Raw genomic sequence first — 24,876 nt, 5'->3', positions numbered from 1 at the left:
ATGAAGGCTGTTTACCCGCTTCGGAACGGCGATCAAATCATCTGGACGCCGCAGACGCTGACGGCAATACAGGGAACAATATTTCTATCCGCAATTGCTGCTGGATTGACGTGGCTGATTTATCTGGCCGCTGCGCAAATCGTGTGGAGCCTATTATTTCTGCTTTTTCTAGGTATCGTAGCCTACATGCTGCAGTATTATGTTCGGTCAATATTCGGGCTTAAGGCGACTGGGTACATTCTTAGCAATTCATCGATACAGTTTGGTGCCGAGACAGTAGGTTGGTCGGAGATTGAGCGTTTCATAGTGACCGAGAAGACATCTGAGAGTGCGACTTGGTACTGTGTTGAAGCGCAACCACGTGAGGCCCTCCCTTCTGCATCTGAGAAGGCGCTCGTGTCCATAGATGGCGATTTGTTCATCTGGAGCGGCCACGCAAAGCAAGAAGAAGCCAACATGGTCTGCTCTTGGCTGAACGGCATTCTAGATACACCTGGCGAGGAAGTATGGCAGCGGCGGGTGAATCTGCCGCCGCGGATACTCAGAATAAAGTGGGTACCAGCAAGCTCTGACAGCTGAGGATCCGCACCGGCGTTCACGCTCTCAACTGCACCCGAGGAAGCTCGCCCGATCGCAGTGGCGGTGAAATGAGCGAGGCCCCGATTCTACTCCAACGCCTTCAACAGCTGCACAAGCTGCACGCGTTCCTCGGCGCTCAGCGCACCAAGCGTTTCCGCCGTGACCGCTTCGGCGATCGGGAAGCCGCGCTCCGCTTCCTTGCGCCCGGCCTCGGTCAGGGCCACGACCACGCGCCGCGCATCGGCGGGGTCCGGTGTCGTCACGGTCAAGCCCCGCGCGCCAAGCCGGTCGACGACGCCCTTGATCGTCGCGGCATCCAGCGCCACCAGCCGGCCGAGCTGGTTCTGCGAGGACGGCCCGCCTTCATAAAGCTTGGCCAATGTCGCCCATTGCGGCGCGGTGAGGTCTGGAAAGGCCGCGGCGAATATCGTCGTGTGCCGCTGGCTGACCTTGCGCAGGATGAAACCGATCTGGTCGTCCAGCGCATAGGTGCTGCTGGTGCCGTCCGGCTTCTGGCGGGGCTGGGTTGCCATCAGCGCAACCCGTCCTCGCCCTTGATCTGATCTTTCGTGAGGCCACCCACGCGCGGCAGCGGCCGCCCGCTGTCGGTGACGGCAACGGCAACCATGATCTCGTTCGCGCGCGGGGCATCGTTGACGCGCACTTCCATGCCGTCGAAATGGCTGCGCACATAGGCGGCGTCCTTATGCCCCAAGGGGATGTCGAGAACCACGCCCGGCCCCCCGCGTTTCTTGGAGGAGGGGATAAGGGCAGCCCCTTTCCCCAGCACCTTGCGCACGGGCGTCCCCAGCTTCGGGTGCAGGATGGCGGCGGCATGTTCCAGCTCGCCATTCTCGCCTACCGCCGCGGCCTTGCCATAGCTCTCCGCGTGTGAGCCCTCGATGCCCAGCGCCGCCACGGCCTTCTCGGCCAGTAGCGCGCCCAGTTCCTCGCCGATATCCATGAGCGGCGTCAGGTCCTCGACATATTTCCCGGCAAAGGGATTGGCAATGATGGCGACCGCCGCCGCGCGGCGGGTCGGCGGGGTGATGCCACGGTCCATCTCGCGGTGCGTTTCCTCGACGAAGGTGACGATCTTTCGGATCTCGGCTTTCATCGCAATCCATCCTCTCCCTTGATCTCGCTGGCTTTGAGGCCGCCGACCCGCGCATGGATGCGGGACCCCGTGGTCATGACCAGCGCCAGCAGCAATTCATCGGCGCGCGGTGCATCATTGAGGCCAACTTCCATCGCGTCGAAATGGCTCCGCACGTAAGAAGCGTTGATATGCGTGATCGGCACATCGAGGCGCGTGCCCGGCCCGCCCACTTTCTTGGTCGAAGCGACGATGGCCCTGGTATCGCCCAGCACCTCGCGCATCGCATAGCCGCCCGGCACATGCCAGAGGGCCGCGTGTTCCGCTTCGCCCGCCGTCCCGGCGATGGCGCCCTTGCCGTAACCCTCGACCACCTTGGGGTCGCCGCCGAGTGCCGCCACCATGTCGCGCGCCATGGCAAGGCCCAGCGGCGTGAGGTCGTCCATGAAGCCCGCAATATCCTCGACATAGCGGTCGGCGAAGGGATTGCGGATGACGGTGACGGCCGAGACGCGCCGGAGCGGTATGGCGGCGCGCGGGCCGCCTTCGTGGAAGATCTCCTCGACCGAGATCAGGCGCTTGCGAATCTCAACTTGCGGCATGGGCGGCTGCTTCCTTGGCTCGTCCGATGGGCACCATCAGACCGGGTGTTGCATGGACCAGCCTGGTCTGGCCGGCAAGATGTAGCGCTGCCGCCTGGATGCGGCCGGATTCAAGGAGACTATCGGCAAAGCGCGCGCCCCGGGCAAGGGCGCGGCTGATCTCGGCCTTGGCCAGATTGCCCACCGAACGCGTGACCAGGCGGGCGCCAAGATCGCTATCGGGCTGCAGGAATCCGCCGGCACGCGGAGGATGCCGGGATGATTGGGCAGGTCGACCGCATTGGCGATCATGGTGGCGGCCGCGTCGGCGGTCGGCGCATCCGCCGCCAGCACGGTCACGGCATCGGCGATGCCCAATGAGAAGCTGCGGCCATGGCGCCCGCTGGTGGCGATGCCGCGAATGCGGTCGCTGCTCTTGATGGCAAGCTTGCCGAAGAGGCGTGGCTGGTCGGGCCGGTCGACCATGCCGATCTCGAAGGTGGCGCCTGCTGCCAGATGAAGTGCTATGTCGCCGCCATTGTTGACATAGGCGCGGGTGAGGGGGCTGTCTCCGTCATCGCCATAAGGACGGCCTCGGCGCCGGCACCCGCCACCGCGATCATCGGCGTGATGAAATGCTTGGCGGCATAGGGTTGCGCCGTTTCGGCCATGCGGCGCGCGACGGCACCTTGCGGCGGGGGGCTTTCCCGCGTCACCGGCTGGCGCAGCAAGGGCAGTTCGGCGCAGAGTTCATCGAGCAAGGTGGCAAAGCGCTCGCAGGCAGCGTCATAGGCGGCCTCGACCGCCTCCGGTGCCCCGTCGGCGCCGATGATGAGGTCGATGGGTCCATCCTGCAGATGCAGGCGGCGGCCATCCGGCAGATAGCGCGCCTGTTGCCGCCGGCTCATGACGACCGGTCCGCGCGGCTATGGAAGGTGAGTGGCCAGGGTGCCTCGTCATGACGTGGGGACTTCTGCCGCCGGAAACCATCGGCCGCCAGCGAGGCGAGTTGCTGCACATGATCCATATGCCCGCCGAGGGCCGCGTAATCGTCGAGCCGCATCGTGAATTCGATCGGCGCCACCAAAGCCGGCGTCGGTACATAGCCGAAGGCGTTCTGCGGCAGCAGGGTGACGTCGACCATCAGCGTGATGCCGCCGCCCGGCCAGACATAGGCCGGTGCTCCGCCGCAGGTCACATAGGTAAGTGCCCGCTTCACCGATTGCGTGAGGCGCACCGGGTTTTCGGTGACGCCGGCACGTAAACTGCCGCCGGCCCCGCCCATGAACAGCACGGTCGAGAGTGCCGGCTCGCAATTCTCCTGGATGCGCGCAACCGACTCCTGCAGCGGCTTCGGCAGCTCGCGCTCGACCGGCTTCAGTTCGTCATCCAGCACGAAATAGGCGGCATGTTCGCCGGTGGTGCTCACCATCAGCAGGCTCATGCCCGGCCTGGCCACTTTGGCATCGAACGGCTGCAGAATGGCGAGCGGGTCGGAAATATCGGTGCCGCCCCAGCCGGTGCCGGGTTCCGCCACCTGGAAATAGCGCCCCGGCGTCGAGCGGCGCCCGCGCATCTTGATCCCGGTCTCGGGGATGCCCAGCAGCTTGCCCGCCTGGTGTTCCGACAGCACGCCGGTGATGTGATCGTCGACCACCACCACCTCATCGACCTTGCCCTGCCATTGCTTGGCGAACATGCCGATCGTGGCCGAGCCGCAGCCGACCCGCATGCGTTCTTCGGGGACACCGTTGACGATGGGCGCCTTTCCGGCCGCGACGATGACGGTCGATCCCCCGTCAATCACCAGTTCCACCGCCTGCTTGTTGCACAGGGCCAAGAGTGTGTCGCAGGTGACGCGGCCTTCCTTCTTCGAGCCGCCGGTCAGATGATGGACCCCGCCCAGCGACAGCATCTGCGACCCATATTCGCCGGTCGTCACATGTCCGACCGCCTCGCCTTGCGCGCGCACGGTTGCCTGCTCGGGCCCCAGAAACCGGTCCGTGTCGATTTTGATCTTCACGCCGCAATAGCTGAAGATGCCTTCGGTCACCACCGTCACCATGTCGACGCCGTCCACCTCCGATGCGACGATGAAGGGAGCGGGCTTGTAATCGGGATAGGTGGTGCCGGCGCCGATTGCGGTGACGAAGGTGCCGCCGCTGTGCAGGATGTCGCCGTCCCATTCGCTCATTTGCCCACCGAACGGCACGACCGCCTGGCCTTGGCTCAGCGCTTGGCCCAGTAGTATATGAGGATCGACGCGGAGAAGTTCGCCGCCCTTGTTGGCATAGCGGTCGCAGGCGCCGGTCTGGCCGTCGCGGATATAGCAGAGCACCGGGCAGGCATCGCAGCGGATCTTGCCGTCGACCACCTTGGGGCCGACATCGCCGGCGCTGGTTTCGGTCACCGTGTCTTCCCTCATGACCGAGCTTCCTTCAAGGCCGCGAGGATGCGGTCGGGTGTCGCTGGAATGCGCATGATGCGCACGCCGGTCGCATGCGCGATGGCGTTGAGGATGGCGGGGGCGGTCGGAATGAGCGCCTGCTCGCCGATGCCCTTGGCGCCGAAGGGACCCACCGGCGCCGCATCCTCGATCAGGATCGATTCCACCGGCGGCACATCGCCGATGGTGGGGATGAGATAGTCATGGAGATTCTCGCCCTTGCCCGGATGGAACTCCTCCAGCAGGGCGAGGCCGATGCCCTGGGCGATGCCGCCCTCGATCTGCCCCTCGATGAGCGTCGGGTTGACGGCGCGGCCCACATCATGGGCGGCGGTGATCTTCAGCAGCTTCACGAGGCCAAGCTCGGTATCGACCGCGAGCTCCACCAGATGCGCGCCGAAGCCATAGACCGCGTAAGGATTGCCCTGGCCGTCGCCGTCGAGCGGGCTGGTCGGTGGATCGAAGGTCTCTTCTGCCGCCAGCACATAGCCGCGCCCGTCGCGGCTGAGCGCTGCGAGGTCAATGTCATGGGCGACACCGCGATCCAGCACGGTGACCTTGCCGCGCGTGAAGATGAGCGTCGCATCGAGGCCCGCATTGGCGAGGCGCAGGATCTGCCGCCGCAGGGCCTCGCCCGCCAATTGCGCTGCCTTGCCGGTGACGAAGGTCTGCCGCGAGGCCGAGGTCTTGCCGCAATCCGGCGTGAGGTCGGTATCCGCCGCCACCAGGTCGAAACTGTCGACCGGCGCCCCCAGCGCATCGGCGCAAAGCTGCGTGATGACCGTGTTGGAGCCCTGTCCGATATCGACCGCACCCTGATGCAGCGCCAACCGTCCATCGGCTTTGAGGCCGAGCCGGATGGTCGAGGGATTGGGCAGCGAGGTATTGCCGCAGCCATACCACATGCCGGCGATGCCGACGCCGCGCCGCTGGACGGACGGTGCCCCATTGGCGGCGGCCGCGTCCTTGAGTGCCCGCTGCCAATGCGGCACCAAGGCCTCGAAACATGCGCGGATGCCGGTGCCCGCGCCGAGCACCTGGCCCGTCACGGTCGGCTGGTCGGGCCCCAGCGCGTTGCGCAAGCGGAAGTCGAGCTTGTCGAGCCCCAGCTTCTCGGCCATCACATCATAGAGCTGTTCCTGGGCGATGGTCGCCTGCGGCACGCCGAATCCGCGGAAGGCGCCCGAGGGCACCGCATGGGTGTGGACCGCGCGCGTCAGCGCCCGGTAGGCCGGCACGAAATAGGGACCCGACGCATGGACCGGGACGCGGTTGGCGACGGTCGGTCCCCAGGACGCATAGGCGCCGGTGTTGAAGTCGCCGGCGAAATCCATCGCCGTGAGCTTTCCGTCTTTATTGGCACCGACCCGCACCTGCATGCGCCCGGGATGGCGCTTGGTCGTGGTCGCCATCGATTCGTTGCGGGAATAGACCATGCGCACCGGCTGCCTGAGATGCCAGGCCGCGACCGCGATGAAGGGCTGTACCGAAAGGTCAAGCTTCGCGCCGAAGCCGCCGCCGACCGCGGTCGGGATGATCCGCACCGAATCCTGCGGGATGCCCAGGATCTTCGCCACATCGTCGCGGTCCATATAGGGCGCCTGGGTGCAGGCCTGCACCTCGATCCGGTCGCCCACCCGCCGCGCGATGCCGGCCTCGGGCTCGATATAGGCATGCTCGACGAAACCCGTCTCGAAAACGCCTTCGACGACGGCATCTGATTGCGCCAGCGCCGCCGCGACATCGCCGCGCTCAACCCGGCCGCGCACCAGGATGTTGCCGGCACGGGCCGCATGTACCAAAGGCGCCTTGTCGGCCAAGGCCGCAGTGAGGCTCATCAGCGCCGGCAGCTCTTCCCAGGTGACCGGGAATTTTGCGAGATCCAGCGCCTCGATGGTCCGTGCGTCGCCGACCACGGCGGCGATGGCCTCGCCGCGAAAGCGCGTTTCGCTGACGGCGAAGACCGGCTGGTCGGCGAAGGGGCCGATCACGCCAAAACAATTCTCGCCCGGCACGTCGGCGGCGGTGAAGATCCGCGCAATGCCGGGATGGTCGTCGAGATAGGATGTGAGATCGCCGATGGTGAAGCGCGCATGATGATAGGGCGCGCGGATGGCACGCAGCAGCAGCGCGTCATGGGGATGCGCATCGGCGCCGAACACATCGCTGCCCTCGACCTTGCGCTGACCGTCCAGCCGGTCGATGCGCGCACCGACCGCCTTGCCCGCCAGCGGTCGCGCCTCGGCCGCAACCGGTTTGCCCGCATCCATCACCGCGGCGATGATCTTCCGGTAGCCGGTCCAGCGGCACAGCACGCCGCCCAGCGCATCCTGCACAGCATCTTCGCTGGGTGACGCGTCGCGGGCCAGCAGTGCGGTTGCCGCCACCAGCATGCCCGGCGTGCAGATGCCGCATTGCGCGGCTCCATGCCGCAGGAAGCTCTGCTGCAATTGGCGCGCGATGGGTGATGCCGCCGGCAATCCCTCGATGGTTGTCACCGACCGGCCGGCGACCTGGCCCAGGGCCATCAGGCACGCGCAGCTCGTCTCGCCATCGATGAGCACGGTGCAGGCGCCGCAATCCCCGGCATCGCAGCCGATCTTGGTGCCGCCAAGTCCCAGTTCATCGCGCAGCACGCGGCTGAGGCGCCATTCCGCGGGCACCGCGACCGCGACGGCGCGGCCGTTGAGGGTGAAGTGTGTGGCGGCGTCGGTGTCGTACATGATCAGCGCCCGCCTGTCTTGCTGCGCAATTCGTAGCAATCCTGCACGGCGCGGCGGATGAGGATCGCGGCCGCATCGCGCCGATAGGCGGAACTTGCCCGCACATCGTCGATCGGCGTCAGCCTCGCAAGGCGCCCTGCCGTCACGCAATCTGCAATATCGATCACCGACCGACTGCCGATCAACGCCGCTTCCAGCTCCGGCAGGCGCTGGGCGACCGCCGAACAGGACCCGATCGCGACCCTGGCATCGGCGATGGCGCCATCGGCATGGCGTCGCAGTGCCACAGCGATCATGGCGATCGAGATGACCAGATAGCGCCGGGCGCCCAGCTTGGAAAAATGGCTGATGAGGTCGCCATTGGCGCGCGGCACCAGGATGGCCGTGACGATCTCGTCTGGCGCCAGCGCCGTCTGTCGGTTGCCAAGGATGAAGGACTGGAGCGGCACCTCACGCTGGCCGCGTGGCGAGGCAAGCTCGACCCGCGCATCCAGCGTCAGCAAGGGCGGTACGCTGTCGGCGGCGGGCGAAGCGTTGCACAGATTGCCGCCGATGGTGCCGCGGTTCTGGATCTGGACCGAGCCGATCTCACGCGCCGCTTCCTTCAGCGCGTCGAAACCGCTGGGCAGCGGTGCCGCCACGATCTCGCTCCAGCTGCTGGCAGCACCCAGGCGGATCGATTCCGTTCCAACCGAGATCGCCCGCAGCTCCGGCAGGCGCGAAATGTCGATCAGCGGGTCACGCACCGCCGTCTGGCCGAGCGCCGGGAAAAAGTCGGTGCCGCCGGCCAGCAGCCTGCCCCGATGCTGCGCGAGAAGATCGATGGCTGCCTTCAGCGATGCCGGCTGCAAAAACATGCAGGCTGGGTTCCTCTCACAGGGCGGTCGACGGCGAGTCCGGCCGGAAATGACCCCGGTCGAATTCATTTGTATGCAAATAATTGTCCCGCCGACCGGGCGAAGCGTCAAGGGCCTAGTTTGCCGATTGCGCCGAGGGTGCGAATCCCAGAAGAATGGCGCCTTTCCAGGCAGGCAGATGCACAGAGACAGGCCCCATAACCCCCGCCGGCGGGTCTTCTTCATGGTCCTGGCCTGGCTCTGCGCCACCGCCTGGCCGGCATTCGCCCATACCGGTGGCGGCGGATTCGTGCTGCTCCTCCCCACCGGCTACTATCTCGCCGGCGGCACGCTCGCGGTCCTCGTCTCCTTCATCCTCGTCTTCCTGCTTCCGACAAGACCCCTGGAGCGCCTGGCCGCCGCGCGCCTCGATCTGGGTGAGATCCGGCTTCCGTCGCAGGGTCTTTGCAGCGCCCTCAGCTTCGCTTTGCTGCTCCTGCTTCTATTCGCCGGCATCTTCGGCAGCGCCGATCCGCGTCTCAACCCGCTGCCGGTCTTCATCTGGTCGCTCTGGTGGGTGGGCTTTACCTTCATCCAGGCCCTGTTGGGCGATCTCTGGCACCGGCTCAACCCCTGGATGGCGCCTTACCGGCTGATCATGCACCTTCTGCGGCGTGGGGAGCCCTCGCTCCCCTATCCCGACCGGCTCGGCTATTGGCCGGCACTCCTCGGCTTCGGCGGCTTCGCCTGGTTCGAACTGGTCGACCTCGCCCCTGATGATCCGGTGCGCCTTGCCATCGCCGTCCTGCTCTATGCCGTCCTGACACTTGCCGGCATGGTGCTGTTCGGCGGTGATGTCTGGCTGGCACGCGCCGATCCCTTCAGCGTCTTCCTGCGCCTCATCGCCCATCTCTCGCCGCTCGACCCGGTGGCGGCGGATAACGCGCGGCCCAACCATCGCCGCTTCTATCTCGTCCTGCCGGGCAGCCGCTTGTTCAAGCTCCCAGCCATGCCTTTGAGCGGCGTGCTGTTCGTGCTGTTGACGCTCAGCGCCGTCTCCTTCGACGGCCTCGCCAAGACTTTCTGGTGGCTGGACCAGGGCGGTATCAATCCCCTGGAATTCCCCGGCCGCAGCGCCGTGACGGAACTCAACAGCATCGGCCTCTTCGGTACTTGGGCAATCTTGGCGTTGGCCTATCTGCTGGTGGTGGGTCTCGGCCGTCTCATCAATCCGGCGCTGCCGGCGGGCCGCGCGGGCGGCATTCTCGTGGTCAGCATCATCCCGATATCGCTCGCCTATCATTTTTCGCACTACCTCACGGTGCTGCTGGTCGATATGCAATATGCGGCGCTGGCTTTGTCCGACCCGCTCGGCCGCGGCTGGAATTTGTTGGGCCTGGAGCGGAGCTATGTCACGACCTCCTTCCTGAGCAACTATCATTCGGTGGTGATGATCTGGAACCTGCAGGCAGGCGCGGTGGTGGCTGGCCATCTCGTCGCCGTTGCCGTGGCGCACATCCTCTGCATGCGGCTGGGCGGCACCGGCTGGCGCGCGCCATTTGGCCAGGTGCCGCTGGCGGCGCTCATGGTGCTCTACACCTTGTTCGGCCTCTGGCTGCTCTCTGCGCCTGTCGCCGGTTGATTCGCGTCGCCGGTTGAGTTTTTGCCGATCACGTGATTTAGTTGGGAGATTATTTGTATGCAAACGGTCGTCATAAGACCGAAGAAAAGCATGTTGATTCTGCGATCCACTCACGACAGGGAGTAGTGCTATGAATCAGAAGACGCCGCTCATCGGCGGAAAAAAGAGCCTGATCACAAGACGTTCCGCCCTCAAGACCCTCGGTGCCGCCAGTGCGCTCGCCCTCTCGCCGGGCTATGTGCGCTACGCCCAGGCACAGACATCCGAACCCTTGAAGCTGGGCTTCCAGCTGCACAGCACCGGCATCGGCGCCGGCTATGGCCGCTGGTACGACCGCACCACCCAGGCCGCCGCGAAGTTGATCAATGAAGCTGGCGGCATCGCCGGCCGTCAGATCGAGATCATCACCGAGGATGACGGCACGGACCCCAAGCGCGGTGCCGAGGTGGTCGAGAAATTCGCCAGCCAGCACAAGGTCGATTTTGTTTTCGGGACTCTCTTCTCGCATGTCGTGATCGGCTCGGCGCCCCGCGCCGGCGAACTCAAGATGCCCTATTTCGTGGTGAGCGAGGGCTATCACGTCGCCTCCGGCGCTCTCAACCGCTATGTCTTCCAGCCCGGCATCACCGATGTCCGCTCGCAGGTGAGTAGCATGGCGCCGTGGATCGCCGGCAATCTCGGCAAGAAGGTCACCATGATCTTCCCGGACTACGCCTTCGGCCACGATCATCGCGACTTCTTCTCGGCAGCCATCGAGAAGCAGGGCGGCAGCATCGCGGCCCTGCTGGCGATTCCGCCGACCGAGACCTCCTATACCAAGTACTTCCCGCAGATTCCGGCCGACACCGAGGTGATCTATCACGTCATGGTAGGGCCGGGCGTGCTCACCTTCGTCAAGGAAATGGGCAAGCATTTCGGCTCGAAGCGCCCGCAGATCTTCGGCTTCATCGATTCCCTCGAAGCGGTCGATCTTGCGAGCCCCGGCCTCGAATTCCTCGACGGGACCTATTTCTGGGAAGCCAATCCGCGCTATGCCGGGGCCAATCAGACGCCGCATGACAAGTTCTTCCGCGAAAAGGTCGGCGTCGATGCGAACGGCGCCAGCTTGGATGATCCCAAGGACATCGCCACCTACTCGCACATGTTCGGCTGCTGGGAAACGCTCTACACGATCAAGCAGGCGGTCGAGGCCAGCGGCTACAAATCGGCCGCCGACAAGGGCGCGCTCATCGAGGCGGTCGAGGCGATGACGGCATTCCCCGCCGGCAACGAGCATCCGCAAGGTGACAAGACCTTCAATGGCAAGCGGCATCAATGCTATGGCCATCAATTCATCTCGAAGGTCGAAGGGCAGAAGCTGAACGTGGTCCACCAGACCTCGAGCGAAGACGGTCTCTACGAAAACGACACCGACTACACGAAGCAGCCGCTGTAGTTTGCCCCTCACCCCAACCCTCTCCCCGCCCGGAGGCGAATGCCGACCATCGTCGGCTGGCGCGGGGCGAGGGAGTTTCCATCGGGTCCGGCAAATAGCCCCTCGCCCCGCTTGCGGGGAGAGGGGTTGGGGTGAGGGGTACTTAAGCGAGATTCCCAAACCCAGTCATTCCTGCCAGGACAATCACCCTTGGATCTAGGTCCCCATCTCCTATTGGCTTTGCTGGAAGGTTGCGTGGCGGCGTTTGTTCTCGCCGTGACGGCGCTGGGTCTCTCGCTCGTCTTCGGCGTCATGCGCATCGTCAATGTGGCGCATGGTGAATTCTTCATGCTGGGCGCGGTCATCGCCTGGTGGATCACCTCGCTGGTCCCCGATGCGCCATTCTGGGGCTTCATGCTGGCGCTGGTCGGTGCACCCCTCGCCGTGGGCGCCATCGCCGTGGCGGCCGACGCGCTGGTGCTGCGGCGACTGAACTACGAGCCGGAAGCCACCATCGTTGCCACCATCGGGCCTCTACATCCTCCAGCAGCTTGTGCTCAGCATCTATGGCCCGGATGCGCGGCCGGTGGTGGCGCCGATCCAGTTCCGCATCGTGTTCCCCTGGTTCGGCTATTCCGGCTACAAGCTGGTGGCGGTGGGGGCCGCGTCGCTGCTGCTGCTTGCCGCCTGGTACGGTGTCACGCGCACGAAATTCGGCCTCATCATGCGCGCAACCCAGTTCGACCGCGAGACGGCGCAGGCATTCGGCGTGCCGGTGAAGCGCGTCTATGCCGCGGTCTTTGCCCTGGGTGCCATGCTGGCCGCGGTCGCCGGCGTGCTGGTGGTCCCGCTGCAGCAGGCTCATTATCTGATGGGCCTCGATCCGCTGCTCCTCTCCTTCATCGTCGTCATCATCGGCGGCTTGGATAGCCTCAAGGGCACGATCATCGCCGCCTTCGTCATCGGCATCAGCGACGGCATCATCTCCGTCTTCTTCTCGCCGACATTGGCCAAGATCATCGCGACCCTGGCTGTGGCGCTGGTCCTCGTGTTCATGCCGAACGGCCTGTTCGGGGGCAAGGCGCGATGATCGGCACGGACAAAAGGCTGCGCGTGCTGGCGCTTCATGGCGGCGTGGTCCTGGTGCTGTTCGCCCTTCAGTTCCTGCTGCCGGATTACGACCACACCAATTTCACCAGCATCATGGTGCTGGCGACCTACGCCATGGGCTACAACATCCTCGTCGGCTATACGGGCCTACTCAGTCTTGGCCATGCCATGTTCTTTGCCGCCGGCCTCTATGGCGCCGGGATGGGCGTCTATTATTTTGCCCTCCATCCGGTCCTGGCCTTTGTCATCGGCAGCGGCGCCGGCTTCGTCCTGGCAGCGCTCATCGGACTCATTGCCCTGCGCACCACGGGTGTCGCCTTCATGATCGTCACCATGATGTTCGCGCAAGCGGCCTTCCTGGTGACGCTCTATTTCAATGACGTGACTCATGGCGATGAAGGGCTGACCCTGACCCAGGCCGCACGCGGCTTCGATCTCCTGGGCTGGCATGTCGACCTCACCAATCCCACGCTGCGCTACAATCTTGCCTTGTCGCTCTTTACCGGCGCGCTGGTCCTGTGCCTCGCTTTGGTCCGCTCGCCGATCGGCCGCGTACTCGTCGCCATCCGCGAGAATGAGGAACGCACCCGGATGCTGGGCTACGATGCCCGCCACTACAAGCTGCTGGCCCTTTCTCTCTCGGGCCTGCTCTCGGGTGCCGCCGGGGCCGCCTATGTTCTCTTCTTCGGCTATGTCGGCTCCAGTTTCGCCGCCATCCAATATTCGATCTATCCGCTGCTCTGGGTACTGCTGGGCGGCGTCGGCACGGTGGTCGGCCCCGTCATCGGCACCCTGCTCATGTTCTATCTCATCGAAATCTCCCGCGACCATACGTCCAGCTACATGATCGTCGTCGGCGTGATGCTGGTGCTGCTCGTCCTCTGGTTCCCCAAGGGCATCGCCGGCACCATCCGCGCCCGCTGGTGGGGCTGGATCCCATGACCTTCCTTAGCACCCAGGCACTGACCCGAAGCTTCGGCGGCATCCACGCCGTGGCCGGCATCGATCTCGACCTGCGCCAGGGCGAGATCCGCGCCATCATCGGCCCCAACGGTGCCGGCAAGACCACCTTCGTCAGCATGATCTCCGGCCGTGTCGAACCCAGTTCCGGCGCCATCCTGTTCGAAGGCGAGGACATCACCGCCCTTCGACCCTGGGACCGCGTGTTGCGCGGCATCGTCTACACCTTTCAGATCACCAGCGTGTTCCGCAATCTCAGCTGCTTCGACAATGTGGCGCTCTCCGTACAACGCAGCCTCAGCAAGGGCCGCGCCATCTGGTACCGGCCCGATCCTGCCGAGGTGACTGCGGCTGTCGACAGCGCCCTGCACCGCGTTGGCCTGCTGACACGTTCCGCGGAACTGGCGGGCGAGCTTTCCTACGGGCATCAGCGATTGCTGGAAGTGGCGATGGGGCTCGCTTTGCAGCCCAAGCTGCTGATCCTCGACGAACCGACGCAAGGCCTCTCCGAACAGGAGATAGCCGACTTCTGCCGCCTGGTGAAGGAGATCGCGGCCGGCGCCACCATCCTCCTCATTGAGCATAATATGGACGTGGTGATGGAACTTGCCCACCGCATCACCGTCATGAACAACGGCACCCTCCTTGCCGAAGGGACGCCGGACGAGATCATGGCCAATCTTGACGTGCAACGCGCCTATCTGGGGACCTGATGCTGAAGGTCGATCGCATCAACTGCTTCTATGGCCATGTGCAGGTCCTGCGCGATTTTTCGCTCGACCTCGCCCCGGGCGAGGTGCTGTGCCTGCTCGGGCGCAACGGCGCCGGCAAAACCACCGCATTAAAGGCCATTATGGGCCTGATAAGTGTACGCCAAGGGAGCATAAAATTCGACAATGTCGAATTAACGTCACTGCCGCCCCATGACGTGGCGAAGCAGGGCATCGGCTACACGCCCCAGGGCCGGCGCCTGTTTTCCGACCTCACGGTCGATGAAAACCTGAAGATCGGCCTCATGACCCGCAACCGGGGAGCTGCCACACGCGCCCGCGTCCTCGATCTTTTTCCCATTCTGGCCAACCGCTTACAGCAACGAGCGGGCACGCTGAGCGGCGGCGAACAGCAGATGCTGGCCACCGCCCGCGCGCTCTGCGTCGAACCCAAAATCATGCTGCTCGACGAGCCGACCGAGGGCCTCATGCCCTTGATGATCAACAAAATTCTGGAAATCGTCGGCAAGCTCAAGGAAGCCGGCGTCGCCACGATTCTGGTCGAACAGCGCGTTGAATCAGCCCTCCACGTCGCCGACCGCATCGCCTTCATCGAGAACGGCCGCTCCGCCGAAATCGTCTCGCCAGAACAGATACATGCCGATCCCAGCCTGCTCCATCAATATGTCGGCGTCGGTGTTAGGAAGGCTGCGCGATGACGCGCATCATCATCCTCAACGGGGTGGGGAGCGCCGGCAAGGGCTCCATCGCCAAGGCCCTGCAAACGCTGACGGAAACGCCCTTCCTGCACGTCTCGATGGACGTCTTCTGCGAGATGCTGCCGGCCGCCTATTTCGACCATCCGGACGGCTTCATCTTCGAAACCATCGAGGAGAACGGCCACCCCTCGGTCGTCATCAAGACCGGCGCCATCGGTCAACGGCTCCTGCGCGGCATGCGCCACGCCATCGCCGCGATGGCCGCCGAGGGCAATGACATGATCGTCGACGAGGTCCTGCTGGGGTCCGAAAAAACCGAATACCGGCAATTGCTTGCACCCTACGAGGTATATTGGGTCGGCGTCTTTGCACCGCTCGATGTGCTTGAGCAACGCGAACGCCAGCGCGGCGATCGCCTGATCGGCCTCGCCCGCTGGCAATTCGACAAGGTCCACAAAGACATGACCTACGATCTTGAGATCGACACCAGCAAGGGCACGCCGCTTGAATGCGCTGGCGCGATCAAGCGGAAGTTCGGACTCTAGGCCGCAAGGGCCGCCGATTCCGTGAGTTTCACGCCGGCCGTCTGCATCTTCGCCACCGCCTCCTTGAGCGAGCCGCCAAGATCAATGGCGCGGCAGGCATCCATCACCACCTGCGTCTCAAAGCCGAGACGCCGCGCATCCAGCGCCGAATAGGCGACGCAGAAATCCGTGGCCAACCCGACCAGGGTCAGCTTGGTGAGACCACGTTCGCGCAGATACCCGGCAAGACCGGTCGGCGTCACGCGATCATTCTCGAAGAAGGCGGAATAGCTGTCGATCGCCGGGCGGAAGCCCTTGCGGATGACAAGTTCGGCCTTGGTCCAGGCAAGGCGACTATGAAACTCGGCGCCGTTGGTTCCCTGCACGCAATGATCCGGCCACAGAGTCTGCGCGCCATAGGGCAGCTCAACGCTGCCGAAAGGGGCTTGACCAGGGTGAGTGCTGGCAAAGCTCGAATGGCCGGCGGGATGCCAATCCTGGGTCAGCACCACATGCGGGCTGGCACTGATCAGACGATTGACCAATGGCACGATTTCGTCGCCGCCTCCGACAGCCAAGGCGCCACCGGGGCAGAAATCATTCTGCACGTCGATGACGATGAGCGCGTCGGTTTCGGCACTGGCTGCGGTCAAAATCGATCTCCTGGCGTAGGTCGCTGCGTGGCTGCTTCATCATAGGACAAGCACGGCTTTCCTTCCAAGCGAGCAGGGATGCTGGCGTCAATTTGAGCAGACTTGGCCTGGGCTGCCCAATTTCTGCGCAGAGTCAGTCGACAACCAGCCTTAACAGCCTGATTTCCGGGAGTTCGTAGCGACATACCGTCTGGCACCGCTCTTGCGTTGAGGTGGCGGCTGCCTGGTAAGCGGCCATTGGCGCTTGGGCAAAATTCAGGGTGGGGCGGATCGCGCAGATGGAGGGCAGCCTCGATATCAGATTTGCCGGCGCTGCCGACGGTCCGTCGCCGGCCAATACGCGGCTCGTCCATCTCGACCAGCGCGCACCGATGCGCGCGCTGTTTCCGCATTGCCCCAATATGGGCCTGCCGGTCACGGCCATCACCGCGACCTGCGGCGGCTTCACCGGCGGAGATCGCCTGTCCATCGCCATTGAGGTCGGCGAAGGCGCTGGCGTGATGGCGATCGGCCAGGCTGCGGAGAAGCTCTACCGCTCGACCGGCGCCGAGACGCTCATCGATGTGCGGCTCGATCTTAAGCGCGACGCGTGGCTGGAATGGCTACCGCAGGAAACGATCCTGTTCGACGGCGCCCGCATGCGCCGCCGCACGACACTCTCGATGGCGCCGGGCAGTGCTGCTCTGGCGGGCGAGATTCTCGCTTTCGGCCGCCAGGCGCGCGGCGAGGAATTGACCCATGGCCTCATCCATGACGGCTGGCGGATCGCCCGTGACGGCAAACTCGCCTGGGCCGACACCTTCCATGCAGCAGATGCGGATCTCACGGCAATGCTGGGCCACCCCACGGCACTCGCCGGTGCGCGTGCCAGTGCCATGCTGATCCATGTCGGCGCCAACCTCAAACAGGCACTCGATTGGGTGCGCGGGAAACTCAACGCCGCCAACAACGCCATGCGCGCCGCTGCCACGATCGTCAACGATGTGCTGCTGGTACGCTGGCTGGCGGACGATGCTTCCGATATCCGGCCGTCTTACGCCGCTCTGTGGATGGGCCTGCGTGCCTCGGCGCGCGGCCTGCCCGTCAACCTGCCGACATTCTGGCATGCCTGAAGGATTGCGCCCATGCGCCTGACCCCGCGTGAAAAGGACAAACTGCTCATCTCCATGGCGGCGATCGTGGCACGGCGCCGGCTTGAGCGCGGCGTGAAGCTCAACCATCCGGAAGCCATCGCCCTCATCTCCGACTACATCGTCGAGGGCGCACGCGATGGCAGGTCGGTCGCCGATCTCATGCGCGATGGCGCCACTGTCATCACCCGGGCCCAGGTGATGGACGGCATTGCTGAGATGCTGCACGAGGTTCAGGTCGAAGCGACCTTTCCGGACGGGACGAAGCTCGTTACCGTCCATCACCCGATCCGCTGAGGGGGCGAACATGATACCCGGCGAAATGTTGACCAAACCTGGCGAGATCGTGCTCAACGAAGGCCGCCCCACCGTGACGATCCGTGTTGCCAACAGCGGCGACCGGCCGATCCAGGTCGGCAGCCATTTCCATTTCTTTGAAACCAACACGGCGCTGACCTTCGACCGCGCGGCCGCCCGCGGCTTCCGCCTCGATATCCCGTCCGGTGCCTCGGTACGCTTCGAACCGGGACAGAGCCGCGAGGTCAATCTGGTCGCCATCGGCGGCGACCGCATCATTTACGGCTTCGGCGGTCTCGTCGACGGCAAGCTGGAGGGCTGAGACATGGCTTACCGGATGGATCGCGGCTCCTATGGCCTTACCTACGGCCCGACCACGGGCGACCGCCTGCGGCTGGCCGACACCAACCTCATCATCGAGATCGAGCGCGACCTCGGCATTCCGGGCGAGGAGGCTAAATTCGGCGGCGGCAAATCGATCCGCGACGGCATGGCGCAATCGCAGCGGACGCGGGCTGAAGGAGCTGTCGACACCGTCATTACCAATGCCGTGATCGTCGATCATTGGGGCATCATCAAAGCCGATGTGGCGATCAAGGGCGGCCGCATCGCCGCCATCGGCAAGGCCGGCAACCCCGACACGCAGCCCGGCGTCGATATCATCATCGGGCCGGGCACGGAGATCATCGCCGGTGAAGGGCGCATCCTCACGGCCGGCGGCGTCGATTCCCACATTCACTGGATCTGCCCGCAGCAGGCGGAAGAGGCGATCAATTCCGGAATCACCACCATGGTGGGCGGCGGTACCGGCCCGGCCGAGGGCACCTCCGCCACCACCTGCACGCCAGGCCCCTGGCATATCGGACGCATGCTGCAGGCGCTGGAAGGTGTGCCTGTCAATATCGGCCTGCTTGGCAAGGGGAACACGTCAAAGCCGGACGCGCTCATCGAAATGGTGCAGGCCGGTGTCTGCGGGCTGAAACTGCATGAGGATTGGGGCACCACACCGGCCGCCATCGACAATTGCCTGTCGGTTGCCGATGCGATGGACGTTCAGGTCGCGATCCATACCGATACCTTGAATGAATCCGGCTTCGTCGAGCGCACGGTGGCGGCGTTCAAGAACCGCGTCATCCACGCCTATCACACCGAAGGGGCGGGCGGCGGCCATGCGCCGGACATCATCAAGCTGTGCAGCCTGCCCAATGTGCTGCCGTCATCCACCAATCCGACGCGGCCTTTCACCGTCAACACTCTCGACGAACATCTCGACATGCTGATGGTGTGCCACCATCTTGACCCGCGCATCCCCGAAGACATCGCCTTTGCCGAAAGCCGCATCCGGCGCGAGACGATCGCTGCTGAGGATCTGATGCACGACATGGGCGCCATCAGCATGATGTCGTCGGACAGCCAGGCGATGGGCCGGGTGGGCGAGGTGATCATCCGCACCTGGCAGACCGCGCATAAGATGAAGGCGCAGTTCGGCAGTCTTTCCGGCGATCCGGCCGAAAACGACAACTACCGCGTCAAGCGCTACATCGCCAAATACACGATCAACCCGGCTGTGGCGCAGGGCATGTCGGCGGAGATCGGTTCGATCGCGGTGGGCAAGCTCGCCGATATCGTGCTGTGGCGCCCGGCCTTCTTCGGCGTGAAGCCGGACATGGTGCTGAAATGCGGCATGATCATCGCGGCACCCATGGGCGATCCCAACGCCTCGATTCCGAAACCGGAACCGGTCCATTACCGCCCGATGTTCGGCGCCTTCGGCGGCGCGCTCAAGGAATGCGCCGTGACTTTCCTCAGCGCCGCCGCCCTCGATCAAGGTGTCGGCAGCCGTCTCGGCCTGCAGCGGCAATTGGTGGCGGTCCAGAACACGCGCAACATCTCCAAGAAGGACATGATCCTCAATGACGCCATGCCGGATATCGAGGTCGATCCCGAGACCTATGAAGTGCGTGCCGACGGCAAGCTGCTGACCTGCGAGCCGGCGGCGGAGTTGCCGATGACGCAGCGCTATTTCCTGTTCTGACGATGACCCTCATGACCGATGATCTCAAACGCGCCACCGCCATCATCCCGTCCGGCTATTGGCCGGCGGCGCAGATGGTCGGTACCGTCACCCTCATCTATGCCGATCGCTGCCGACGGCGCATCCGTCTCGCCGATGACAGCGCCAAGCCCTTCCTGCTCGATCTCGAACGGCCGATGCGCCTTGCTGATGGCGACGGTCTGCAGTTGATGGGCCACGGCTTCATCAAGGTGGTCGCGGCGGTCGAGACGTTGCTCGAAGCCCGCGCCAAGGACGCGAAACATCTCGCCAGCCTCGCCTGGCATGTCGGCAACCGCCACACGGCGGCCGAAATGGTCGGCGATAACGCGCTCCGCCTGGTCGACGACGCGGTCCTGCGCACGATGCTGAAAGGCCTCGGCGCGGAACTCACCACCGTCCAGGCGCCGTTCCATCCGGAAGGCGGCGCCTATGCCGGCGGCGACGCCACCCATCACGATCATGAACATGGACCGCATACCCACACCCACTGACACAGGCGTCGGCACGGCCACGCGCCTGCTGACCTGGCTGTCGCCTGCCTTCCCGGTCGGCGGCTTCAGCTATTCCCATGGGCTCGAATATGCGATCGAGGCCGGCCTGGTGCGTGATGCGGCGAGCCTTATGGATTGGGTCGATGGAACCTTGCGCTTCGGTGCCGGTCGCAATGACGGGCTGTTTCTGCTGGCTGCGCATCGTGCTGCCTTGCGGCCGCCCTTTGACGATCTTGTCGCCATCGCCCATCAGGCAGCGGCCCTGCGCGGCACCGCGGAACTCGCCCAGGAAGCAACCGCGCAGGGCACGGCCTTCCTGCGTGCGGTCAGCAGCGGCTGGCCGGCTTATGCGACAGCCGAACCCGTGATGGCGCTCGCCCGTTGCCAGCTCACCTATCCGGTCATTGTCGGTTGTCTCAGTGCGGTCGCCGGCATTCCCGACGCGATGGCACTCGAAGCCTATCTCACCGCCTTCGCCAACAATCTCATCTCGGCCGGCATACGCCTCGTGCCGCTGGGCCAGAGCGACGGCCTGCGCATCGTGGCGAGCCTCGAGCCACGCATCATCGACTATGTGCAGACGCTTTTGCCGCTCTCTCTCGACGATCTTGGCGGCAGCGCGCTCGCCGTCGACTGGTCCAGCATGAAACATGAAACCCAATATACGAGGTTGTTCCGCTCATGACCCTTCCCATTCGCATCGGCATCGGTGGCCCGGTCGGCTCCGGCAAGACGGCCCTGCTCGAACGTCTGTGCCGCTGCCTGGCCGAAACCTATGACATCGCCGTCATCACCAACGACATCTATACCAGCGAGGATGCGGCCTTCCTCAACCGCGCCGGCGTGCTGGCGAGCGCGCGCATCTCCGGTGTCGAAACCGGCGGCTGCCCGCATACCGCGATCCGCGAGGACGCCTCGATCAATCTCGCCGCGGTCGATGATCTTGTCGGCCGATTTCCAAAACTGGAACTGCTGTTCGTGGAATCGGGCGGCGACAATCTCAGCGCCACCTTCTCGCCGGAACTCGCCGACCTCACCATCTATGTGATCGACGTCTCCGCCGGCGACAAGATCCCACGCAAGGGCGGGCCGGGCATCACGCGCTCCGACATCCTGGTGATCAACAAGGTTGACCTCGCCCCCATCGTCCATGCCGATCTCGACGTGATGGCGACGGATGCCAAGAAGCAGCGTGGAGAAAAGCCCTTTGTCTTCGCCAATATGCGCGTGGGGCTTGGCCTGGAGCGGATCATCGAATTGATCCTGGAACTGGGGGGCATGCCCAAGCGCAAGGCCGTGTTCGTGGAGCAACTGCCCGCGCTGCAGGATTGGAGCTAGCCCCGCAGCACCTGGCCACCATCGACCACCAGTGTCTGGCCGGTGATCCAGCTGGCCAGCGGCGAGGCGAGGAACAGCACCGCATTGGCGATCTCATCCGGTGCGCCATAGCGCTTGAACGGAATGCTGTCGCGCACCTCGGCATAGATATCCGGTGTTTCGGTGCGGCAGCGATCCCAATATCCACCGGGGAAATCCACCGAACCAGGTGCCACGGCGTTGACGCGGATCTTCTGTGCGGCGAGGCGCACGGCCTGTGAGCTGGTGAGGTTGATGAGTGCTGCCTTCGCCGCGGCGTAAGCCGGATCCTGGGCAGACGGCATCATGCCGGAGATCGAGGTGATGTTGATGATGGCGCCAGCCTTTGATTTGGCGAGGAAGGCTTCGGCAGCAGCGGCAGCGCGCACCGCCGCCATGACGTCGACATTGAAGCAATCGGCCCAATTGTCGCCGGTGTTGTCGATGCCGGACGCATTACATACCAGGATATCGACACCGCCCAAGGCGGCTGCGGCCTCGCCGACATAGCTCTTGATGGCCGCTTCCTGCGCGAGATCGCAGGTGGCGGCATGGGCCTTGTGGCCGAGCGCCGCGAGTTCCTTGCGCGTGATCTCCAGGTGCGGCAGCACCGCGTGCACAGATCGACATCGGCGCCGGCTTCGGCAAAGCCCAGCGCAATCGAACGACCGATGCCGCGGCTGCCGCCGGTAACGATCACCCGGCTGTTCTTGAAAGCGAAGGTCATGGTTCTTCTTCCTATTTGCCGGCGAGCATTGCCTCTATGAGCTCGACCACAGCCAGTCCTTCGGCAAATGTCGCGGTCTCGTTCGGCTTGCCGTCGAGAAGATCGGCGAGTGCATCAAGCTGCGAGGATGGCGGCAGGGCAGGACCCGCATCGCCCGCGTAATCGAGCTTGCTCCAATCGACGAGCGATATTTCACCCGCACTGCCGTTGACGGTGAAGCGGTTGTCATCGTCAACCTTGCCGCCGATGCCGGCATCGATTGTGAACTGGATCATCGGATGCTGGATTGTGGCCGTGAGCTTGGTCTCCGTGCCGGCCGGGCCGCGCGTGACCTCGCTGCCCACCAACGACCCCGGGCCGAACAGGCGGTTGGCGAGGAATACGAAATGCGAAATCACCTCGCGGGTGAAGCCGCCTTCCGCCGGTCCGGCCAGCCAGGCGCCGGCGCCTGATTGCCAGCTGCGCGGCCATTGCCCGAAGCGGACGCGGAGATGCGCACTTTCGATCCTGCCCAGCGCGCCGCTTTTCACGACGCGGGCGATGCGTACCGGCACGTCGCGGGCGGCGAAGGAGAAGTTGATCGCGGCCGGAATGCCGGCGCTCGCCACCAGATCGCAGCATACTTTCGCCGAGGCGGCGCTGGAGGAGAGCGGCTTCTCGCAGAAGATCGGCTTCTTCGCCAAGGCGGCGAGGCGCACGATCGCCTCGTGATGGGCCGGCGGTGTCGCGGTATAGATGGCGTCAACGCGCGGATCATTCACGACGGCCGCGGCATCGCTCAGGAGCGGAAACGGCACATTCGGGCGTGCCGGATCATTTCCCGCCACGACATGAAAACGCGGATGGGCATTGAGCAGCTCAGCCATTTCCTGCCCCATGACACCGAGACCGATGATACCGAAACCATAGCTTTTCATGGGATTGCCTTCAGGTCAGCGAATAGAACATGCGGAGGGAGGTGAGCAGCAGAAAGGCGGCAAAGCACCGGCGCAGCACGATTTGCGGCACGGTGTGGGCGACCTTCGCGCCGATGGGCGCAAAGATCAAGCTGCTCGGCACCAATGCCGCCACCGCCAGCAGATTGACATAGCCCAGCGACGCGATGGGCAGGGCGCTTTCATGCCAGCCAGTGACGACAAAGGTGAGCGTTCCCGGCACGGCGATGATCAGGCCGATCGCCGACGCCGTCCCCACCGCGCGGCGGATCGGATAGGAGCAGAGCGTCATTGCCGGGACCGACAGGCTGCCGCCGCCGATTCCCATCATCGCGGAGACACCGCCGATGAAAAGGCAGATCAGTTGCTTGATCGGTGTTCCCGGCAGTTTGTCGGTGAGATGGAAGTCGCTGCGCCCGATCGCGAGATAGCTTGCGACCAACAAGCTCATGATCGCGAAGATCAGGGTGAGGGTGGTGCCGCGCACTTCGCTGGCGATGAAGGATCCCAGGATGACGCCGAGGGCGATCCACGGCGCCCAGGATTTCAGCAGGGCCCAATCGATGGCACCGCGCTTGTTATGGGCGCGGAGCGAGATGATCGAGGTGGGCACGATCGAGCCCAGCGATGTGCCGACGGCGATATGCATGCGCAGATCATCGGGAACATCGAAGGCGATCAGTACCTGGAACAGCGCCGGCACCACGACGATGCCGCCACCCACACCCAGCATGCCGGCGAGGAAGCCGGAACCGCAGCCGGCCAGGGCCAGAAGGCCAACGAGCAACCAGATTTCGCCGCCGAGGTGGCTTGGCAGGTCCATGATCCCCACAATCAGGCGGGCAGAACGTTGAACTTCTCGAAGCTCACCGTCACCCGCTGTCCCTTTGCGATCTGTGCGCCGGCACTTTCCGGCGGCAAGGTTACGTCAAGGGAGAGGTGGGTATCAACCAATTGCACTTCGACGCGCGGCAAGGGACTGGCGCGAAAGACATGCTGGACGATGGCCGGCACGCCCGAACCGCCCTCGATCCCCAGTCTGATCTCTTCCGGCCGCACATAGGCGATACCCGTACCGTCCCGGCGGTTGCCGGCCTCAGTGACAGGAATGACCGTGCTGCCGATCCGGACTATGCCGTTGCTGATCTCGCAGGGGACGCGGTTGGCGCCGCCCAGGAACTCATAGACGAAGGCGGTCTCGGGCTTGTGATAGACCGCTTCCGGTGTCCCCACCTGTTCGATGAGGCCGTTATTCATGACGACGACCTTGTCGGCCAGTTCCAGCGCTTCTTCCTGGTCGTGGGTCACGAAGATGCTGGTGAGGCCCATGGTTTCATGCAGCCGCCGCAGCCAGCGCCGCAATTCCTTGCGCACCTTGGCATCGAGCGCGCCGAACGGTTCATCGAGCAGGAGGACAGAAGGTTCGATGGCCAGAGCCCGGGCCAGCGCCACGCGCTGCCGCTGGCCGCCGGACAACTGGCTGGGATAGCGGTCCCCTAAGCGATCGAGCTGCACCAGATGCAGCAGCTCGTCGACGCGGCGGTTGATCTCGGCCTTGTCCGGGCGGCGGTCGCGTGGGCGCACACGCAGGCCGAAGCCGATATTCTCGGCGACTGTCATATGCTTGAACAGGGCGTAGTGCTGGAACACGAAACCGACGCGCCGCTCGCGTAGCTTGCGGCCGGTCATGTCCTCGTCATTGAACAGGACCGTGCCGTCATCCTGTTGATCGAGACCGGCGAGGATGCGCAGCAAGGTCGTCTTGCCGGAGCCGCTTGGGCCCAGCAGCGCCACGAATTCGCCCTTGGCGATGTCGAGGTCGATGCCGCCCAGCGCCTTGAAGGTGCCGAATGTCTTGACGATGCCTTGTGCCAGCAGGCCCATGGGTGTC

Annotated in this window: 24 protein-coding genes and 3 pseudogenes; 15 read left to right on the top strand and 12 right to left on the bottom strand. The window is 64.4% G+C overall.

Annotated elements, in window-relative coordinates:
* A complete protein-coding gene (locus tag IPK59_08140) occupies nt 1-579 on the top strand; it encodes a hypothetical protein (GenBank protein ID MBK8158724.1) in 579 nt (192 codons plus the stop codon).
* Nucleotides 580-665: 86 nt separating this feature from the next.
* Here the strand turns inward: IPK59_08140 and IPK59_08135 are convergent, their stop codons facing one another.
* The 7 genes and pseudogenes from IPK59_08135 to IPK59_08105 form a co-directional block, all read right to left on the bottom strand.
* Nucleotides 666-1,112: a winged helix-turn-helix transcriptional regulator gene (locus IPK59_08135; protein ID MBK8158723.1), complete on the bottom strand. Its 447-nt coding sequence runs from the start codon at nt 1,110-1,112 to the stop codon at nt 666-668.
* Nucleotides 1,112-1,696, bottom strand: coding sequence for an amino acid synthesis family protein (locus tag IPK59_08130; protein MBK8158722.1), 585 nt, complete (start codon nt 1,694-1,696; stop codon nt 1,112-1,114). Before IPK59_08130 ends, IPK59_08135 begins: the two co-directional genes overlap by 1 nt.
* A complete protein-coding gene (locus IPK59_08125) occupies nt 1,693-2,277 on the bottom strand; it encodes an amino acid synthesis family protein (GenBank protein ID MBK8158721.1) in 585 nt (194 codons plus the stop codon). The genes IPK59_08130 and IPK59_08125 overlap by 4 nt, the downstream gene beginning before the upstream one ends.
* A pseudogene (locus tag IPK59_08120) lies at nt 2,264-3,164 on the bottom strand (UPF0280 family protein). The gene IPK59_08125 and the pseudogene IPK59_08120 overlap by 14 nt, the downstream one beginning before the upstream one ends.
* Nucleotides 3,161-4,681, bottom strand: a complete 1,521-nt coding sequence (locus IPK59_08115) for a 6-hydroxynicotinate reductase (GenBank protein ID MBK8158720.1) — start codon at nt 4,679-4,681, stop codon at nt 3,161-3,163. Before IPK59_08115 ends, IPK59_08120 begins: the two are co-directional and overlap by 4 nt.
* Nucleotides 4,678-7,425, bottom strand: coding sequence for a molybdopterin-dependent oxidoreductase (locus IPK59_08110; protein ID MBK8158719.1), 2,748 nt, complete (start codon nt 7,423-7,425; stop codon nt 4,678-4,680). Before IPK59_08110 ends, IPK59_08115 begins: the two co-directional genes overlap by 4 nt.
* Before the next feature lie 2 nt (nt 7,426-7,427).
* Complete coding sequence (locus IPK59_08105; GenBank protein MBK8158718.1) at nt 7,428-8,282, bottom strand: FAD binding domain-containing protein; 855 nt, start codon at nt 8,280-8,282, stop codon at nt 7,428-7,430.
* Nucleotides 8,283-8,505: 223 nt separating this feature from the next.
* Between IPK59_08105 and IPK59_08100 the strand changes: the two genes are divergently transcribed.
* The 7 genes and pseudogenes from IPK59_08100 to IPK59_08070 all read left to right on the top strand — a co-directional run bounded on the left by IPK59_08100 (nt 8,506) and on the right by IPK59_08070 (nt 15,361).
* On the top strand, nt 8,506-9,903 hold the full coding sequence (locus IPK59_08100) for a hypothetical protein (GenBank protein MBK8158717.1): 1,398 nt from the start codon (nt 8,506-8,508) through the stop codon (nt 9,901-9,903).
* Nucleotides 9,904-10,033: 130 nt separating this feature from the next.
* Nucleotides 10,034-11,338, top strand: a complete 1,305-nt coding sequence (locus IPK59_08095) for an ABC transporter substrate-binding protein (GenBank protein ID MBK8158716.1) — start codon at nt 10,034-10,036, stop codon at nt 11,336-11,338.
* A 189-nt stretch (nt 11,339-11,527) separates the two neighbouring features.
* Nucleotides 11,528-12,407 (top strand): annotated as a pseudogene (locus IPK59_08090) (branched-chain amino acid ABC transporter permease).
* Complete coding sequence (locus tag IPK59_08085; protein ID MBK8158715.1) at nt 12,404-13,369, top strand: branched-chain amino acid ABC transporter permease; 966 nt, start codon at nt 12,404-12,406, stop codon at nt 13,367-13,369. Before IPK59_08090 ends, IPK59_08085 begins: the two are co-directional and overlap by 4 nt.
* Nucleotides 13,366-14,100, top strand: a complete 735-nt coding sequence (locus tag IPK59_08080; protein ID MBK8158714.1) for an ABC transporter ATP-binding protein — start codon at nt 13,366-13,368, stop codon at nt 14,098-14,100. The genes IPK59_08085 and IPK59_08080 overlap by 4 nt, the downstream gene beginning before the upstream one ends.
* On the top strand, nt 14,100-14,816 hold the full coding sequence (locus tag IPK59_08075; GenBank protein ID MBK8158713.1) for an ABC transporter ATP-binding protein: 717 nt from the start codon (nt 14,100-14,102) through the stop codon (nt 14,814-14,816). The genes IPK59_08080 and IPK59_08075 overlap by 1 nt, the downstream gene beginning before the upstream one ends.
* Nucleotides 14,813-15,361, top strand: coding sequence for a chloramphenicol phosphotransferase (locus tag IPK59_08070; GenBank protein MBK8158712.1), 549 nt, complete (start codon nt 14,813-14,815; stop codon nt 15,359-15,361). Before IPK59_08075 ends, IPK59_08070 begins: the two co-directional genes overlap by 4 nt.
* On the opposite strand, the gene pncA is transcribed toward IPK59_08070, so the two are convergent.
* The gene (gene pncA, locus IPK59_08065) at nt 15,358-15,993 is read right to left on the bottom strand and encodes a bifunctional nicotinamidase/pyrazinamidase (GenBank protein MBK8158711.1); all 636 of its coding nucleotides are present in this window, start codon (nt 15,991-15,993) and stop codon (nt 15,358-15,360) included. The two genes, IPK59_08070 and pncA, sit on opposite strands and share 4 nt — an antisense overlap.
* A 278-nt stretch (nt 15,994-16,271) precedes the next feature.
* Here pncA and IPK59_08060 point away from each other — a divergent pair, with 278 nt between their 5' ends.
* From IPK59_08060 to ureG, 7 genes are read left to right on the top strand one after another with little or no spacing between them, the layout of a single operon-like run.
* Nucleotides 16,272-17,105 (top strand): urease accessory protein UreD, encoded by an 834-nt coding sequence (locus IPK59_08060; protein MBK8158710.1) that lies wholly within the window; start codon nt 16,272-16,274, stop codon nt 17,103-17,105.
* Between the two features lie 12 nt (nt 17,106-17,117).
* Nucleotides 17,118-17,420, top strand: coding sequence for an urease subunit gamma (locus IPK59_08055; protein MBK8158709.1), 303 nt, complete (start codon nt 17,118-17,120; stop codon nt 17,418-17,420).
* 10 nt (nt 17,421-17,430) lie between these two features.
* Nucleotides 17,431-17,742, top strand: a complete 312-nt coding sequence (locus IPK59_08050) for an urease subunit beta (protein ID MBK8158708.1) — start codon at nt 17,431-17,433, stop codon at nt 17,740-17,742.
* A 3-nt stretch (nt 17,743-17,745) separates the two neighbouring features.
* Nucleotides 17,746-19,455 carry an urease subunit alpha gene (gene ureC, locus IPK59_08045; GenBank protein MBK8158707.1) on the top strand — a complete coding sequence of 570 codons (1,710 nt, stop codon included), beginning with the start codon at nt 17,746-17,748 and terminating at the stop codon, nt 19,453-19,455.
* A gap of 11 nt (nt 19,456-19,466) precedes the next feature.
* Nucleotides 19,467-19,967 carry an urease accessory protein UreE gene (locus IPK59_08040; protein ID MBK8158706.1) on the top strand — a complete coding sequence of 167 codons (501 nt, stop codon included), beginning with the start codon at nt 19,467-19,469 and terminating at the stop codon, nt 19,965-19,967.
* Nucleotides 19,936-20,652, top strand: coding sequence for an urease accessory protein UreF (locus IPK59_08035; GenBank protein ID MBK8158705.1), 717 nt, complete (start codon nt 19,936-19,938; stop codon nt 20,650-20,652). The genes IPK59_08040 and IPK59_08035 overlap by 32 nt, the downstream gene beginning before the upstream one ends.
* On the top strand, nt 20,649-21,305 hold the full coding sequence (ureG, locus tag IPK59_08030; GenBank protein MBK8158704.1) for an urease accessory protein UreG: 657 nt from the start codon (nt 20,649-20,651) through the stop codon (nt 21,303-21,305). Before IPK59_08035 ends, ureG begins: the two co-directional genes overlap by 4 nt.
* On the opposite strand, the pseudogene IPK59_08025 reads toward ureG, so the two are convergent.
* The 4 genes and pseudogenes from IPK59_08025 to cysA all read right to left on the bottom strand — a co-directional run bounded on the left by IPK59_08025 (nt 21,302) and on the right by cysA (nt 24,869).
* Nucleotides 21,302-22,050, bottom strand: a pseudogene (locus IPK59_08025) (SDR family oxidoreductase). The gene ureG and the pseudogene IPK59_08025 sit on opposite strands and share 4 nt — an antisense overlap.
* A gap of 11 nt (nt 22,051-22,061) precedes the next feature.
* Nucleotides 22,062-22,967: a Gfo/Idh/MocA family oxidoreductase gene (locus IPK59_08020; protein MBK8158703.1), complete on the bottom strand. Its 906-nt coding sequence runs from the start codon at nt 22,965-22,967 to the stop codon at nt 22,062-22,064.
* Between the two features lie 10 nt (nt 22,968-22,977).
* Complete coding sequence (locus tag IPK59_08015) at nt 22,978-23,808, bottom strand: sulfite exporter TauE/SafE family protein (protein ID MBK8158702.1); 831 nt, start codon at nt 23,806-23,808, stop codon at nt 22,978-22,980.
* Between the two features lie 11 nt (nt 23,809-23,819).
* Nucleotides 23,820-24,869, bottom strand: coding sequence for a sulfate ABC transporter ATP-binding protein (gene cysA, locus IPK59_08010; GenBank protein ID MBK8158701.1), 1,050 nt, complete (start codon nt 24,867-24,869; stop codon nt 23,820-23,822).
* Nucleotides 24,870-24,876 lie beyond the last annotated feature (7 nt).

The sequence above is a fragment of the Rhodospirillaceae bacterium genome (assembly GCA_016712715.1).
Taxonomy (GTDB): Bacteria; Pseudomonadota; Alphaproteobacteria; order Dongiales; family Dongiaceae; genus Dongia.
This window is presented reverse-complemented; position numbering and strand designations above follow the sequence as displayed.